The sequence below is a fragment of the Pseudomonas sp. H3_E07 genome (genome assembly GCF_054668895.1).
Genome location: NZ_CP162795.1, coordinates 4,886,557 through 4,900,565 on the forward strand (window position 1 = coordinate 4,886,557; position 14,009 = coordinate 4,900,565).

The following is a 14,009-nucleotide window of genomic DNA, read 5'->3' on the forward strand; positions in this document are numbered from 1 at the left end:
ATGCGCACCTCAACGTTTTGCCTGGCCACCGCCCTTGTCCTGGGCGGCTGTGGATCTTTTCCCGACCGTCTGGAACCGGATGACGATCTGCTGCACGAAGCCATGCAGGGCACGGGCTCGCAACGCCCGCCGACCGAGCAGGCCGCAGCGGAAACTCCGCCGCCGTCGGTGCAACCGCCAGCGCAGCGCCAACTGATCCGTGGCAACCAACAGTTCGTGCGCGCGCCGGCAGCGCAGCCGGTGGCGAAAGAGAAGGGGGGCGATATCGTCTTCAACTTTGCCGACCAGCCCATCGAAGCGGTGATCAACAGCGTGATGGGCGACCTGCTGCACGAAAACTACAGCATCGCCCAGGGCGTGAAGGGCAACGTCAGCTTTTCCACCTCCAAACCGGTGGACAAACAACAGGCTCTGTCGATCCTTGAAACCCTGCTGTCCTGGACCGACAACGCGATGATCAAGCAGGGCGATCGCTACGTGATCCTGCCCGCCAACCAGGCGGTGGCCGGCAAACTGGTACCGCAGATGAACGTGGCGCAACCGTCCAGCGGCCTGTCGGCGCGGTTGTTTGCGTTGCGCTACATCTCCGCCACCGAGATGCAAAAACTGCTCAAGCCCTTCGCCCGCGAGAACGCGTTCTTGCTGGTGGACCCGGCGCGCAACGTGCTGAGCCTGGCGGGTACCCCGGACGAGTTGGCTAACTACCAGGACACCATCGACACCTTCGACGTGGACTGGCTCAAGGGCATGTCGGTGGGCGTCTTCGGTCTGCAACGGGCTTCCGTGGCCGAGTTGATGCCCCAACTGCAAAGCATGTTCGGCCCTGACAGCGGCATGCCCCTGGCCGGCATGCTGCGCTTTTTGCCGATTGAACGGACCAACTCGGTGGTGGCGATTTCTTCCCAGCCGCAGTACCTCAGCGAAGTGGGCGACTGGATTCGCACCATCGACGAAGGCGGCGGTAACGAGCCGCAGATGTACGTTTACGACGTGCGCAACATGAAGGCCGCCGACCTGGCCAAGTACCTGCGGCAGATCTACGGCACCGGCGCAATCAAGGACGACACACCGGCCAAGGTCGCGCCGGGTCTGCGCACGACCACCCTGTCGTCGCTCAATTCCGGCGGCTTGCAGAACAACCCGCCTGCGGCCGAAGAGTCGGAGCCGCAAGAAAAGGAAGTCGCCCCCACCAGCGCGCTCGAAGCCGGCACCCGCATCACCGCGCAAAAGAGCAGCAACCAGCTGCTGGTGCGCACCCGACCGGCACAGTGGAAAGAGATCGAAGCGGCGATCAAACGCCTCGACAACCCGCCGCTGCAAGTGCAGATCGAGACGCGCATCCTTGAGGTCAAGCTCACTGGTGAACTGGACCTGGGCGTGCAGTGGTACCTGGGGCGCCTGGCGGGGAATTCCTCCAGCACCACCGTGGCCAATGCCTCTGGCAGCCAGGGCGCGCTGGGCGGGGGTGGGGCGGGGTTGGGGGCAACGGATTCGTTGTTCTATTCGTTTGTCAGTTCGAATTTGCAGGTGGCGTTGCATGCGTTGGAAACCAATGGCCGCACCCAGGTACTGTCGGCACCGTCGCTGGTGGTGATGAACAACCAGCCGGCGCAGATTCAAGTGGGGGACAACATTCCCATCAACCAGACCACGGTGAACACGGGGGATGCGGATACCACCTTGAGCAGTGTCGAGTATGTGCAGACGGGGGTGATTCTGGATGTGGTGCCGCGGATCAATCCGGGTGGGTTGGTGTACATGGATATTCAGCAGCAGGTCAGTGATGCTGAGAATCAGAGTACGAATAGCGACACGCCGGTGAATCCACGTATTTCCACGCGTTCGGTGTCGACGCAGGTGGCGGTGCAGAGTGGGCAGACGGTGTTGCTGGGGGGGTTGATCAAGCAGGACAACCAGGAGAGTGTGAGTGCGGTACCGTATCTGGGGAAGATTCCGGGGTTGCGGTGGTTGTTCGGCAGTACCAGCAAGTCGAAGGATCGGACGGAGTTGATTGTGCTGATTACGCCTAAGGTGATTACCAGCAGCGGGCAGGCTCGGCAGGTGACGGATGATTATCGGCAGCAGATGCAACTGTTGCGGCTGGATAAATAGGTGTACCTATCCGTTTCTTCGGTAACGGCAGCTTAGGGTCCCGCTGTTGCAGCGGGTCACTTTTGGAAGCGCCAACAGTAAGCAAAAACGCTTCTCGCCCCAACACGGCTTGCGCCAGCAAGGCCTGGACCTGGGCGATCAGGACCGCGTGATCGATTGACCGCCCATCATTGATGCTTGGCAATCACACCGCTCATGTACTGATTCAAATCGCGGAAGTCGTTAACCCTCCAAGCGAACGGCGGTAGTTTTACGCCGTTCTCTCGCAACGTTCTTGGGATCAAGTCGCCATTGGGGCGAAGTATGATCGAAGAGACGATAACGCCCGGATAATCATTCAGGCGTTTTTTAAAGGCAGCGGTGGTCAGGTCTGGTGTAGGCGGGTTGCTTTTGTTGGCCAACGGCCCTGTTCCCTTGATATCCGCGCCGTGGCACATGGCGCATCGCTGCATATAGAGATTTTTTCCGTTGGCGTTATCGGCGAACGCCAGCGATGTTTGGGTCAGCGACAAGATGCCGAACGCAGCGATCAACACTCTTTTCATTTCCATATGCCTTATTGTGTCCGTCGGCGGACAACTTATTGATTAAGTGAACAAATACTACACTTGGTGGTGGTTGTTTTTCTGAGAAAAATCCTACAACCAGCCAGGATTTTTCATTCTTCTAGTCTGCATTTTTCCTCCTAGGATGGCGCGATCGCTTGAACACAAGCGAGACGGCAAGGGCTGTTCCCATCGCCCCGCAGCCGTAAGAACATGCTTAGGAGTCAACACATGAAGATGACCAGTGTGAGCAAACGCCTGCGCCGCTCGGCCTGGGCCGTGATCGCCGCCGGTGTACTGGCAGGTTGTGCCACGCCGCAGCCACCAGCGGTAAAGATCTCCCTGGCCCGTGATGCGGTAGGGCGTGCCTTGGCAGCGCAAGCGACCCAGTTCGCGCCACTGGAAATGAAAACGGCCCAGGACAAACTGGCACGTATGGACCAGGCCATCGGTGAAATGAAGTACGTCGAGGTCGACGCACTGGCCGATCAGATCGAAGCCGATGCCAGCCTCGCCGAAGCCAAGGCTAATGCCGTGCGTAAACAACAAGTCTTGAAGCAGGCGCGAGAGGGCATCCAGGTGCTCAAGCAGGAAATGCTCAACGCCCCCGCGACTACCCACTGAGGATCTTGCCATGCGTGCCCTTTTTTTCATTCCTGTTCTTTCGGCCCTGAGTCTAGTGTTTGCCGGTTGCGCCACGCCGCCGGAAAACCCGCAATTGCTGCAAGCGCGCAGCCTGTTCTCCAGCCTGCAGGAGAAGCCGGAGTCCAACACCCTGGCGGCGGTTGAAACCCGTATCGCTTCCAACGCGCTGGACCGCGCCAACCAAGTGTCCCTGCACGACCGTACCGACCCCCAGATCGACCAGCTCGCCTACCTTGCCACGCAAAAAATCGCCCTGGCCGAGCAGACCATCGTCGGCCGCAAAACCGACGCCCAGCTCGACAACATCGCGGTCGACCGCACCCAGGTGCAACTCGACGTGCGCACCGCGCAGCTCAAGGCGTTGCAGGCGATGAAAGCCCAGCCGACCGAGCGTGGTCAGGTCATCACCTTTGGTGACGTGCTGTTCGATACCGGCAAGGCCGATTTGAAAGCGGGCAGCCAACGGGACTTCCAGGGGTTGGCGAACTTTCTGGTGCAGAACCCGGAGCGTCAGGTGCGCGTAGAGGGGTTCACTGACAGCGTCGGTGGCGATGCCTACAACCAGAGCCTGTCCGAGCGACGTGCCCAAGCAGTCGCCCGTGGCCTGCAACGGCTTGGCGTGGGGATCGAGCGTATTGCGGTAATCGGCTACGGCAAGCAATTCCCGGTCGCCGATAACCAGAGCGCGCAGTCACGCCAGTTGAACCGCCGTGTGGAAGTGATCGTGTCCAATGACGCTTCGGCAGTCAGCGCACGTCGCTGAGGAATCGGTATACGGCAGCATCCCAGGCCCGTTCAGTCGCGCGGGCTATTCCTGCAACTGCAACGCCTGCTGCTTGAGCGTGCGCTTTTGCTCAAACGGTAACTTCTCATCATCCCCATACGGCGCGCTGTACCAGTTGCCATAGGTCGGGTTGGGCAGCAGAAACCAGCGTTGCCCCAGCCAGTTCACATAGGGCGCCACGGCCTTGCGTTGATCCGCGACGGTGTTGTGCTCGGCCTGGACGAAATCCCCAAGGGAATCACCCGCCATCAACAACACCCGAGCATGGGCAGCGACCCATTGGCGGCGGCAGTTCTTGCCATAGCCGGCGCTTTCGCAATGGCCGGTAGGTGTGCTGGCGGCGAGGACGTGTTCGTCGCTTTCCACCGGAAAGCCGCGCAGGCGCAGGTTTTTCACCGTGGCGGTGACCTGGCTGTGTTCGCGGTTGGTCAGGTAGTAGACCGCGATGCCTTTTTGCTGGGCCGCTTGCAGGAAGGCGACTGCGCCAGGCAACGCCTGGGCCTTGGCCTGGTCGACCCAGGTGTTCCAGCGGTCGTAGGAGTAGACCTGGTTATTGACCACATCCCGCGCGTTGAGCGGCACGTTGTCCAGCAGGGTTTCGTCGATATCCACCACCACGGCCGGCGGCAAGCCCGTCAGGTTGCGCGGTGGTAAGGGCAGGGCGTCCCAGGTGGGATCAGCCAGGGCCACGTCGAGTTGGCGGGTGGCATTGGCAAAGAGCTGGCGGTAGATCAGCTCATGCTCGATGGAGGTCTGGGTCCAGAGCACGGCGTCGAGCTGGTCGTTGGCGGGTGGCGTTTGTTGGCAGCCGGCCAACAGGCAGAGGCTGACGAAGATCAGGTTGCGCATTGAAATAATCAACCTTGGAAAAGGCGCGCCGCGTGGCAGGCGTAGAGTTTGATGGATGCCGCACCATACGGCCCCGAGCGGCTTTGTGGCAAACGCTCAATAGGATTCACCAGCACGTGTGCAAGCGATCAGAGCGGGTATTGCCCGTCGCAGCAGACTCTCCGTAGATTTCCTCATCCGCAGCTCCATTGAGCCGTCCGGTTGCAGAATGATGATGCCCGCCAGCTTGTCGTGATAATTGCGTTCTTCATGAAATCCACCGCTGTCCGTAAACAGCATCAACAGGCCACGTTCTTTTTGGGTGATGTCGTAGACCCCCTTGGGTCCGTTGACGGTTTTTTCGAACAGCGACAGCATGGCGTTACGCGTTGGCTGGCCGGGACTCACGGGTTCCGGGTAGTGCTGGTTAAGTATGAGCCCCATGCCCGAATCAGCAATGCGCTCGGCAGTGGTTGGCCAGCTATCCAAGGCTTGAGTATTCAGCACTCCACCCATTGAACTCGACAAGTCGACAATCAGGCGGGGCAGAGGTAACGCGTACTCTGTGAGTGCACGACGAAAATGCTGGCGCAATAGGTGCGTTGACATCGCGTTGATGGGGGTGACGCCTGCAAATGCCTGGCAACGCTCACTCACGTTTTCATCGCCATTCTGCGCGCACAGGTCCACCAGCTTTTTCGGCTGACTGGCGGGCACCGGTCCGTAGTTTGCGAGGGCTACAAGGGCGTGTGTGTTGATCTTTGCGTAGTCGCGCAGGGCTTCATTGAAGTTTCGAGTGTTGGCGCGCGCGTACTGCTTTGCTTCCAGCACATAGACAACTTTTTCGGTTTTATCCGGCAGGCGCTGCAGGAGCGAATAGTCAGGTTGAATGTTCTGGCTACGGCCTGCACCTGCCAACTTAATGTCTTTGGAGGCGACGCGAAGCTCCGCCATCAGCTCGAGCACATCGTTGCCGACATGCAGCTTGGCAATAAGAGTAGGCCTGAAGGCGAATGTGAGGCCGTTGTCTTCGGCCATCAGTTGAAAACGTTCACCCGACTGTTTGAGTTCGCGCTTCAGCAGCGTAATAAGCCACACCGAATAGAGCTGTGAACGTTGTTTCCAGATGGGCAGGTCCAGCAGGTCTTCCAGCTCACGTGACAAGGGTTGGGGCGGGACGAACTGCGAATGGGCATTGGTGAGTGCTTCAATTTTTTCTGCGAAATTGTCCCTGTGTGACAGGGGGACAAGCTGTTGGCAATACCAAAGTCCGCGTAAGAGGTGATAGCGCGCGATGTGATCGTCCTGAGCGTGCGCTAACTGGGATTCACTCCATTGATGGATGGGCGCTCTCTCTGATGGGCATGGCTCGTCATCACGGCGGGCGCTGCGCAGGTCATTCTGGCTGGTATAGCGGCTTGTACGTTGGCACAGCTGCTGGATCAGGGTCGCCAGTGGTGCAAGTGCCTGGGTCAGTGAGTCATTGGGCGCACCATCGGGCAGCGGCACAGGCGTTTGATAAGGCCATTCGTGGCTATCAATCCAGCTTTTTGCAGCCATATCCACGAGAGAAGGGGGCCTGGTAGTGTCCACCCCCGGCGTTTCTCTCAACGCACGGAACACGCCGTTGCTGATGAGCCTCAAGTCCTCTGCACAATAGGCGCGCTGGGCAACTGCGTGGCTGAGGTTTTCCATTATCGCGCGGGCGCGACGAAACGCATCGACGTCGAAGGGCACTTTGTCGCCCTGACCAAAATCGAACTCGATCAGCAGTCGCTCATTGCTCTGGGACACACCGCCCTCGGCGAACATCTCATAGATGTCGTTGAGCATCATGCCGAAAGGCTGCAAGGCATTCAGTACCGCGATGAGGAAAGACGTGGCATCGACGGTGTGACGTTTCAGATAGGCGCCAATGTCTTGAGATGGCGCAATCTGCAACGCCGCGCGCAGGTCTGCGACGAACTGTCTGTCATGGCTCCTGGGCGCCAGGCGGTCCGCTGAGTTTAGGCTGTTCCACAGGTCAGCTGCTGTTCGAAGGGTCACAAATCTTCCTTGATAAGAATAGGTGGCTATTAGCCATGTGGTGCGAAGTGTGGGATGTTATCCCACTCAAGGAAATCATGCGCTGGTCAGGAACATCATGAACGCACAGCAAGGTCTTTACGAAAACATCACCCTTATCGACGTCCAGTTGGCGTCCGTCTATTACCCAATTCTGGTTGATCTGGCCAAGCACAAACATTGCCTGACGTACTCCGAACTGGTCGATCGTGCCCAGTGTGAGAACCCTGACCATCCGGTCGTTCAAAATGCTATTCCCGTTTCCACCGGGCGGCGGCTGGACGTGGTCAGGCTGTTCACCAATGAGCGAGGGCTGCCAGACCTGACGTCGTTGGTGATCAGTAAAAGCTCGGGGGAGTGTGGCAGTTTTTTTACTCGACACTTCGATCCGGTGACTGCGCGTAAGCAGGTCTTTGAGTTTGACTGGAGCGTCGCGACAGCGGACTTCGATGGTTTCGTCAGTGTGACCACGCAGGCAGTGAAACCTCGCCAAAAGGTCAAAAAGCCGCAAGCTATCCAGTGTATGGCGGCTTATTACCAGACGAACAAGGCGACCCTGCCGGTGAAGGTCAGTGAATACAGAGAGGCTATCATCGACCTCATCATGGAGGGGTTCTCGGCTGAAGAAGCCTACCTGATAGCCCTGCGCTGAAAGACGGGTTGGTTATCCTCATCAATCGTCCAGTGAGGTTGGCCGGGTTGGATGCACGTTCCACCGACCCAGCGTTCATGGGAGCAATGGTCGGGCCAATAGGCTCGGCCTTTGAGCACGTCTTGGCCCAATGCCGTCAGCGTCAACCCTCTTTGCGACCATGCTTTTTGGGCTTCTGCTTCTAGGAGCAAAGGGTTGTCGCCATCGATCAGCGGCCGCAAGAGCGCATGAAACATCATGTCCCCCAGAAACGGCAGCGGTTCACGCTTGGCCATCAGCTCGGCAAACACCCGACCGAAGGGGGTTGGCCCAGCTTCAGCAAGGTACGTCAGGGCCAATCGCTCGGTCAGCGACAGGCCATCGCGCATCCCAGGCAACTCCTGCAATTGACGCAACAGCGCCGGGGCGAGCAACGGTAAGGCGGGATGGCTGTCATGGGCCAATTGCGCCCATTTGACTGGCGAGCTATCGCAGTACGCCGACCAGGCCCGTTTGGCCAATTGCACGGCATCATTATCGATCAGACGCCGTTGCGGCCACAGCCACGCCAGCACATCCGGCGCCAGTTGGCCGATGCCGATGAAGCGTTGCACGCCGGGAATGTGGTCTACCTCGATCAGTTCCAACTTACGCGGTGCTTGTTCGAGGCCGGCAAGCGCACGGACCAGGAACAATTGGTCATAGGCATCCGCTTCGCACCACAGCACGCTGTGATCGGCGCTGGCCAATGCGTCGAGATGGTCGTATTCAACGTCTACGCGACGCGCTGCGTCTGCTTCATCGATGGAAAAGGCCTGGCTGATAAATGCACTGCGCATGGCGCGGAAGTCTTGGCTGGGCAAGTCGCGGACCGGTCCCATGCACAGCGGGTCGGCGAGCATCCGGAACTGCCCTTTGAACCCCGCCAGCTGGAGGGTGTGGGCAATGTCATTGCCGCAGCGCCAGTGGGTGGTGCGGGCTTCATCACTGGCGGCAAAGTCGGGGTGGCGGGCGGCGAAGTCGATGGCGTCGACATGGGCCTTGAGCTTGGGCCAACTGCTGAAACCCAGCTGCTTGGCGATCGTCCACTGGGCCACGGACAAGGTAGCGTTCGGGTCCTGGGTTTTCAGGTGTGGCAGCAGTTCCTTGGCGCGCTTGCGCTGCTGCTCAAGGTTGAGGCGGCCATCGGTGTTGAATGGATGGGACATACGATCTCCTTGCACAAACCTTTTCCGCTTCAAGGTTGGGAGTCGTAAAAAAAGAGGGTGTTGCAGGGTCTTGGGCGCAGCCCTTTCCGCGGAAGGTGGCGTAGAGAGCGCCAGGCGGGAAATATAGGCAGTGCCGCGCTTGATTGCAAATCAGTCTCTTGTATCCGGCTCCCACAGAGGTCAGTCGGGTTTTTTCAGCACCGTGGTGGGACCTGTGGTTGAGCGAACACTGTCTTTGGGAACTCGGCGTTTCTGAAACTGGATTTCGCCGCCCTCCCTGTGTTTTTCCACCAGATACAACATATCGTCACTTTCGCCGACGATACAGGCCGTGACCACATCGAGGTTGTTGAGCTGGAGGATTGATGGCTTGCAATCACGAATCTCTTCGTAGGCTCTCAGCTTGCCATGTGCCATCGACTGCGCGTACGCCAGCGACCAGATGATCCAGGCGAAAAATGCCAGCAGGCTGATCAGCAGTGCGCCGGATATCGGCGTCGTGGCTTTCCTGTAGCTCTTCTCTAGCCTGCGCAGCATTCGATAGCGACGTGTGTGGATCCCCAATTCCCGAGTGGGTAAAACACGGTCAGGATTTTCGGTGAAGTACATCAGGCAGGCGAAAACCAGGACCGCTGCGGTGAAGATAAGCAAGGCCGCCAGTTTGACCAGAATGTGGTTTCCGCCGTACACCACGTAGTGATAAGTGTCGTAGCCGAGACGGTTAACGGGCACGCCGAGCACCTTGTTATAAGTCTCCAGATAGGCGTAGCCGTTTGAGTAAAACAGCGCAAACAGCAGCAGCATGATCGGCAGGCTTTGACGCTTTAGCAGTCGCCATAACCACGCTGCGCTCAAGCGGGAAGCGGGGGTATTGGATACTTTCTGTTCGTCCATGAGGGTTCCTTTTTATAGGACTGCGAGTCTAGCGAGCACAATGGGCCTTGCCCAGGCCAACTGCGCGCTTCTGCTCGTGCACATGAGTTTGAATGTTTTGCATGAAATCCCGACGAGTGTGCTTCACCATTGCACCATCCAGATTGAGAGGAACACCGCGTCCATGAGCGCACTGATCGAAACCCGCGCCCTTACGCGCATGGACGAGCGCCGCCACGTGGCCTTGCTCCAGCCCACCGATTTCACCTTGAATGCCACCGATCGCGTGTCGATCACCGGCTCATCCGGCTCGGGCAAAAGCGTGTTCCTGCGCGCACTCGCCCTGCTGGACGCGCCCAGCTCCGGGCAGATCCTGTGGAACGGCCAGCCGATTAACAACGCGCAGATTCCTCACTACCGCTGCCACATCAGCTACCTGTCGCAACGCCCGGCGCTGCTCGACGGCACAGTGGAAGACAACCTGCGCTTCCCGTTCAGCCTGAAGACGTCGCGCAAACGCCGCTTTGACCTGGCGACGGTGACCACGCTGTTGGGCCACGCGGGTAAGACTCCGGATTTTCTGGCCAAGCGCGCCGCCGACCTGTCGGGCGGTGAGTCCCAGGTGGTTTCGCTGATCCGCACCCTGCAGCTCAACCCCGAAGTGCTGTTGCTCGACGAGCCCACCGCCGCCCTCGACCCCACGTCTTCCCGCGAAGTGGAAGCGCTGATCGACGCCTGGTTTGCCGTGGATCGCTCCCGCGCCTGTGTCTGGGTCTCCCACGACCTCGAACAGGCCCGGCGCATGAGCGACATCCATTTGCAGATGAGTGCCGGTGTATTGAGTGGAGTGGCCCAGCCATGAACTATCAGAACCTTACCGCGCTGGACATGGGCATCGCCGCCTCGCTGATCCTGATCAACGGCGCGCTCTCCCTGCTGTTGCGCCTGGGCCTGGAGCGTCAGTTGTTCTGGGCGGCTGTGCGCACCGTGGTGCAACTGCTGGCCATCGGTTATCTGCTGGGCTGGGTGTTCGAGTTTGCCTATTGGTACGTGGTGCTGCCGCTGATGTGCGCCATGACGCTGATTGCCGGTATCTCGGCGGCGGGGCGCGGGCGGCGCACGTATCGGGGGCAGCGCGTGGACAGCATCCTGTCGGTGTGGGGCAGTTCGTGGCTGGTGACGGCGGTGGGCTTGTTTGCGGTGATTCGCATCCATCCGTGGTACGAGCCGCAGTATGCGATCCCGATCCTTGGCATGATTCTGGGCAACACCCTGACTGGCGTGTCGCTGGGGATAGAGCGCATGACCCAGGAGCTGACGTCGGGCCGCAACACCATCGAAATGATCCTGGCCCTTGGCGGCTCGCGCTGGGAAGCGGCGCAGGAAGCCATCCGCCAGGCGGTGCGCGCCGGTATGATCCCGACGCTGAACCAGATGACGGTGGTGGGCATCGTCAGCCTGCCCGGCATGATGACGGGGCAGGTACTGGCGGGGGAGAGTCCGGTGGACGCGGTGCGGTATCAGATCGTGATCATGTTTCTGATTGCCGCATCGTCGGCGTTGGGCACGGTGGGGGCGGTGCTGCTCACGTATCGGCGGTTGTTTTCGGTGAGCCATCGGTTTTTGCGTGATCGGCTGCAAGAACGTGCCTGATCGAGGTCTTGGCCTGGATCGCGTTGGACAGCGTGGTGATGACCACCGTGTTCAACCTGATCGTGGGTATTATTCGACGAGTGATTGTTTCACCGGATGAAATGCTGGATTGTAAATCCTGGTGATTCCAACGGCCGGGGCAGCGGCGGAACATGCGGGGCGTCGATACCTCACTCTGTTGGAGCCTTTCATGATCAAATTCTACGGTTTCCCGTTGTCCGGCCACTCACACCGGGTCGAGCTGATGCTGTCGCTGCTCGGCCTGCCTACGGAGTTTGTGCAGGTTGACCTCAAGCAAGGCGCTCACAAAGCCCCCGAGTTCATTGCCTCCATCAACCCGTTCGGCCAGGTGCCGGCCATCGATGACAACGGTGTTGTGCTGGCGGACTCCAATGCGATCCTGGTTTACCTGGCGAACACCTATGGCAACGGTCAATGGCTGCCGAGCGACCCGGTGGGGCAGGCTCGCGTGCAGCGCTGGCTCTCGGCCGCTGCCGGCCAGTTGCACGCCGGGCCTGCGTCTGCACGACTGGCCACGGTGTTTGGTGCCGAGGTCGACACCGCCGTCGCCATTGCCCGTTCCCATGCGTTGCTGAAACTGGTGGAGGCGCAATTGAGCCAGAGCCGTTTCCTGGTCGGCGAGCAACCCACTATTGCCGATGTGGCGTTCTACACCTACACCGCTCACGCGCCGGAAGGCAATGTTTCGCTGGCCGACTACCCTCAAGTGCGCGCCTGGCTCGCCAGCATCGAGGCGTTGCCGGGGTTCGTGGGCATGCCGCGAACGGCGGTGGGCTTGCAGTCGCAATAACTTTCTAGAGGCGTGCCGATGGACCGATTTCATGAGATGCAGGTGTTCCTGGCCGTGGCCGAGGAGGAGGGCTTCGCCGCTGCGGCGCGCCGCCTGAAAACCTCGCCGCCCAGTGTGACCCGGGCCATCGCCGCCATGGAGCAACGCATCGGCACCCAATTGCTGGCGCGTACCACACGCAGCTTGCACCTCACCGAAGCCGGCCAGCGTTACCTGGAAGATTGCCGGCGTATCCTGGCGGAGCTCGATGAAGCCGAGGAAGCTGCGGCGGGCAGTTATTCCATTCCTTGCGGCCATTTGACGGTGACCGCGCCGGTGCTGTTTGGCGAGCTGTATGTGGCACCGGTGCTGGGGGAGTACCTGGACCGGTTCCCGCTGGTGAATATCAACGCCTTGCTGGTCGATCGCGTGGTCAACATGACCGACGAAGGTGTGGATGTGGCGGTGCGTATCGGTCACTTGCATGAGCCGGGGCAGCAGGCGATCAAGGTCGGTGAAGTGCGCCGAGTGGTGTGTGCATCGCCGGCCTATCTCGAACAGCACGGGCGGCCTACGCATCCGTCGCAGTTGCGTGAAGCCAAGATCGCCACGTCGTCGTCCAGCCGGTTGGTGAGTGGCTGGGAGTTCGTCGACGGCGGCCAACCCTTGACCGTGTCCATCGAGCCACGTCTGGTGGTCACGGCGAACAATGCCGCGATCAACCTGGCGCGGTTGGGCTGGGGCATGACGCGTGTGCTGTCCTATCAAGTCGCAGCGGCGGTGGCGGCGGGTGAGTTGGAGATTGTCCTTGAAGCCTATGAGTCGGCGCCGTTGCCGATCCAGGTGGTGTTCCAGAAAAGCGGCCGGGTGCCGGCCAAGATCAACACCTTTGTCGACTTTCTCACCCACCGCCTGGGCCAGGACGCCGCGCTGAACCCGGCAATCAAGCGGCGCAGCTGATGGAGCGTTATCGCGATATGCAGTTGTTCGCCGCGCTGGCCGGGCAGCCTAGCCTGGCCTCGGCGGCGCGTGACGCGAAGGTCTCCGGCCCGACCCTGGTACGCGCGATTGCCCGCCTGGAGGCGCGTTTGCGCGTGCCGTTGCTGGCGCGCAGCACGCGTGGCGTGAGCCTCACCGACGCCGGCAGCGCCTACCTGGCGGACTGCGTGCGCCTGCTCGCCGCGGTGGACGCCGCCGAAGCCTCCGCCAAGGGGCTGCATGTGCAGGCCCAAGGCAATCTGCGGGTGTTTTTGCCGTTCCTGTTCAGCCGCTATGTGATGGCGCCGGTCTTGGCCGACTACTTGGACCGCTATCCCGAGGTGAACCTGGTCGTCAGCTACCACGACTATTACCCGAACCTGCACGAAGAAGGGCTCGACGTCGCCATCCTCGTCGGAGAACTGCCCGATTCGTCATTGATTGCCCGACCGCTGGGGCACGTGCGGCCTATCCTCTGCGCCAGCCCCGACTATCTTGCTGTTCACGGTGAGCCTCAACGCCCGGATGACCTCAAGCAGCATCGACTGATCGCCAGCACCGATCAGGTGCATTGGGATTTTCCGGGCTATCAACTCAAGGCCCGCGCCCGACTCGGCTGCGCCACGGTGCAGGGCGCGATCAATGCGGCGGTGCATGGCGCGGGGTTGATTCGCTGCTTGAGTTATCCGGTGCACGACCACCTGCAGACCGGGCAGCTGCGTAGGGTATTGCCGGACTTTGAGCCGCCGCCCCTGCCGGTGCAGGTGGTGTACCGCGAAGGCCGCAACGCACCGATGCGCGTGCGCAGTTTTGTCGACCACTGTGTGACGGCGTTGCGCGACTACCCGGCATTTCAGCTGGCGTAACAGTGGATTGCCTGGCGTGGTGATTCTCACGC

14 protein-coding genes are annotated in these 14,009 nt (G+C 60.3%); 9 read left to right on the forward strand and 5 right to left on the reverse strand.

Annotated features, from left to right (window positions below; genetic code table 11):
• Nucleotides 1–2,112, forward strand: a complete 2,112-nt coding sequence (gene gspD, locus AB4O08_RS22510) for a type II secretion system secretin GspD (RefSeq protein WP_021491080.1) — start codon at nucleotides 1–3, stop codon at nucleotides 2,110–2,112.
• A gap of 167 nt (nucleotides 2,113–2,279) precedes the next feature.
• Here the strand turns inward: gspD and AB4O08_RS22515 are convergent, their stop codons facing one another.
• Nucleotides 2,280–2,657, reverse strand: a complete 378-nt coding sequence (locus tag AB4O08_RS22515) for a c-type cytochrome (RefSeq protein ID WP_021491078.1) — start codon at nucleotides 2,655–2,657, stop codon at nucleotides 2,280–2,282.
• A gap of 231 nt (nucleotides 2,658–2,888) precedes the next feature.
• On the opposite strand from AB4O08_RS22515, the gene AB4O08_RS22520 reads away from it, so the two are divergent.
• Together AB4O08_RS22520 and AB4O08_RS22525 are read left to right on the forward strand one after the other, a co-directional pair.
• Entirely contained in the window at nucleotides 2,889–3,281 is a 393-nt protein-coding gene (locus AB4O08_RS22520; RefSeq protein WP_010209206.1) for a DUF4398 domain-containing protein, read from the forward strand.
• Nucleotides 3,282–3,291: 10 nt separating this feature from the next.
• Nucleotides 3,292–4,065, forward strand: a complete 774-nt coding sequence (locus AB4O08_RS22525) for an OmpA family protein (RefSeq protein ID WP_010209207.1) — start codon at nucleotides 3,292–3,294, stop codon at nucleotides 4,063–4,065.
• Between the two features lie 45 nt (nucleotides 4,066–4,110).
• Here AB4O08_RS22525 and AB4O08_RS22530 read toward each other — a convergent pair whose 3' ends face one another.
• Both AB4O08_RS22530 and AB4O08_RS22535 read right to left on the reverse strand, forming a co-directional pair.
• Entirely contained in the window at nucleotides 4,111–4,935 is an 825-nt protein-coding gene (locus tag AB4O08_RS22530; RefSeq protein ID WP_021491076.1) for a 5'-nucleotidase, lipoprotein e(P4) family, read from the reverse strand.
• A 96-nt stretch (nucleotides 4,936–5,031) separates the two neighbouring features.
• On the reverse strand, nucleotides 5,032–6,960 hold the full coding sequence (locus AB4O08_RS22535) for a hypothetical protein (protein ID WP_460114360.1): 1,929 nt from the start codon (nucleotides 6,958–6,960) through the stop codon (nucleotides 5,032–5,034).
• A 97-nt stretch (nucleotides 6,961–7,057) separates the two neighbouring features.
• On the opposite strand from AB4O08_RS22535, the gene AB4O08_RS22540 reads away from it, so the two are divergent.
• On the forward strand, nucleotides 7,058–7,630 hold the full coding sequence (locus AB4O08_RS22540) for a hypothetical protein (RefSeq protein WP_460114361.1): 573 nt from the start codon (nucleotides 7,058–7,060) through the stop codon (nucleotides 7,628–7,630).
• On the opposite strand, the gene AB4O08_RS22545 is transcribed toward AB4O08_RS22540, so the two are convergent.
• Both AB4O08_RS22545 and AB4O08_RS22550 read right to left on the reverse strand, forming a co-directional pair.
• The gene (locus AB4O08_RS22545) at nucleotides 7,609–8,817 is read right to left on the reverse strand and encodes a DUF1835 domain-containing protein (RefSeq protein ID WP_460114362.1); all 1,209 of its coding nucleotides are present in this window, start codon (nucleotides 8,815–8,817) and stop codon (nucleotides 7,609–7,611) included. The two genes, AB4O08_RS22540 and AB4O08_RS22545, sit on opposite strands and share 22 nt — an antisense overlap.
• A gap of 180 nt (nucleotides 8,818–8,997) precedes the next feature.
• Entirely contained in the window at nucleotides 8,998–9,711 is a 714-nt protein-coding gene (locus tag AB4O08_RS22550) for a hypothetical protein (RefSeq protein ID WP_021491074.1), read from the reverse strand.
• Between the two features lie 163 nt (nucleotides 9,712–9,874).
• On the opposite strand from AB4O08_RS22550, the gene AB4O08_RS22555 reads away from it, so the two are divergent.
• From AB4O08_RS22555 to AB4O08_RS22575, 5 genes are all read left to right on the forward strand, one after another.
• Nucleotides 9,875–10,552, forward strand: a complete 678-nt coding sequence (locus AB4O08_RS22555; protein WP_021491073.1) for an ABC transporter ATP-binding protein — start codon at nucleotides 9,875–9,877, stop codon at nucleotides 10,550–10,552.
• Nucleotides 10,549–11,343, forward strand: coding sequence for an ABC transporter permease (locus tag AB4O08_RS22560; protein WP_045791849.1), 795 nt, complete (start codon nucleotides 10,549–10,551; stop codon nucleotides 11,341–11,343). The genes AB4O08_RS22555 and AB4O08_RS22560 overlap by 4 nt, the downstream gene beginning before the upstream one ends.
• A 190-nt stretch (nucleotides 11,344–11,533) precedes the next feature.
• Nucleotides 11,534–12,154, forward strand: coding sequence for a glutathione S-transferase family protein (locus tag AB4O08_RS22565; RefSeq protein ID WP_047540679.1), 621 nt, complete (start codon nucleotides 11,534–11,536; stop codon nucleotides 12,152–12,154).
• Nucleotides 12,155–12,172: 18 nt separating this feature from the next.
• On the forward strand, nucleotides 12,173–13,093 hold the full coding sequence (locus tag AB4O08_RS22570; RefSeq protein WP_010209220.1) for a LysR family transcriptional regulator: 921 nt from the start codon (nucleotides 12,173–12,175) through the stop codon (nucleotides 13,091–13,093).
• Entirely contained in the window at nucleotides 13,093–13,977 is an 885-nt protein-coding gene (locus AB4O08_RS22575; RefSeq protein ID WP_010209222.1) for a LysR family transcriptional regulator, read from the forward strand. Before AB4O08_RS22570 ends, AB4O08_RS22575 begins: the two co-directional genes overlap by 1 nt.
• Nucleotides 13,978–14,009 lie beyond the last annotated feature (32 nt).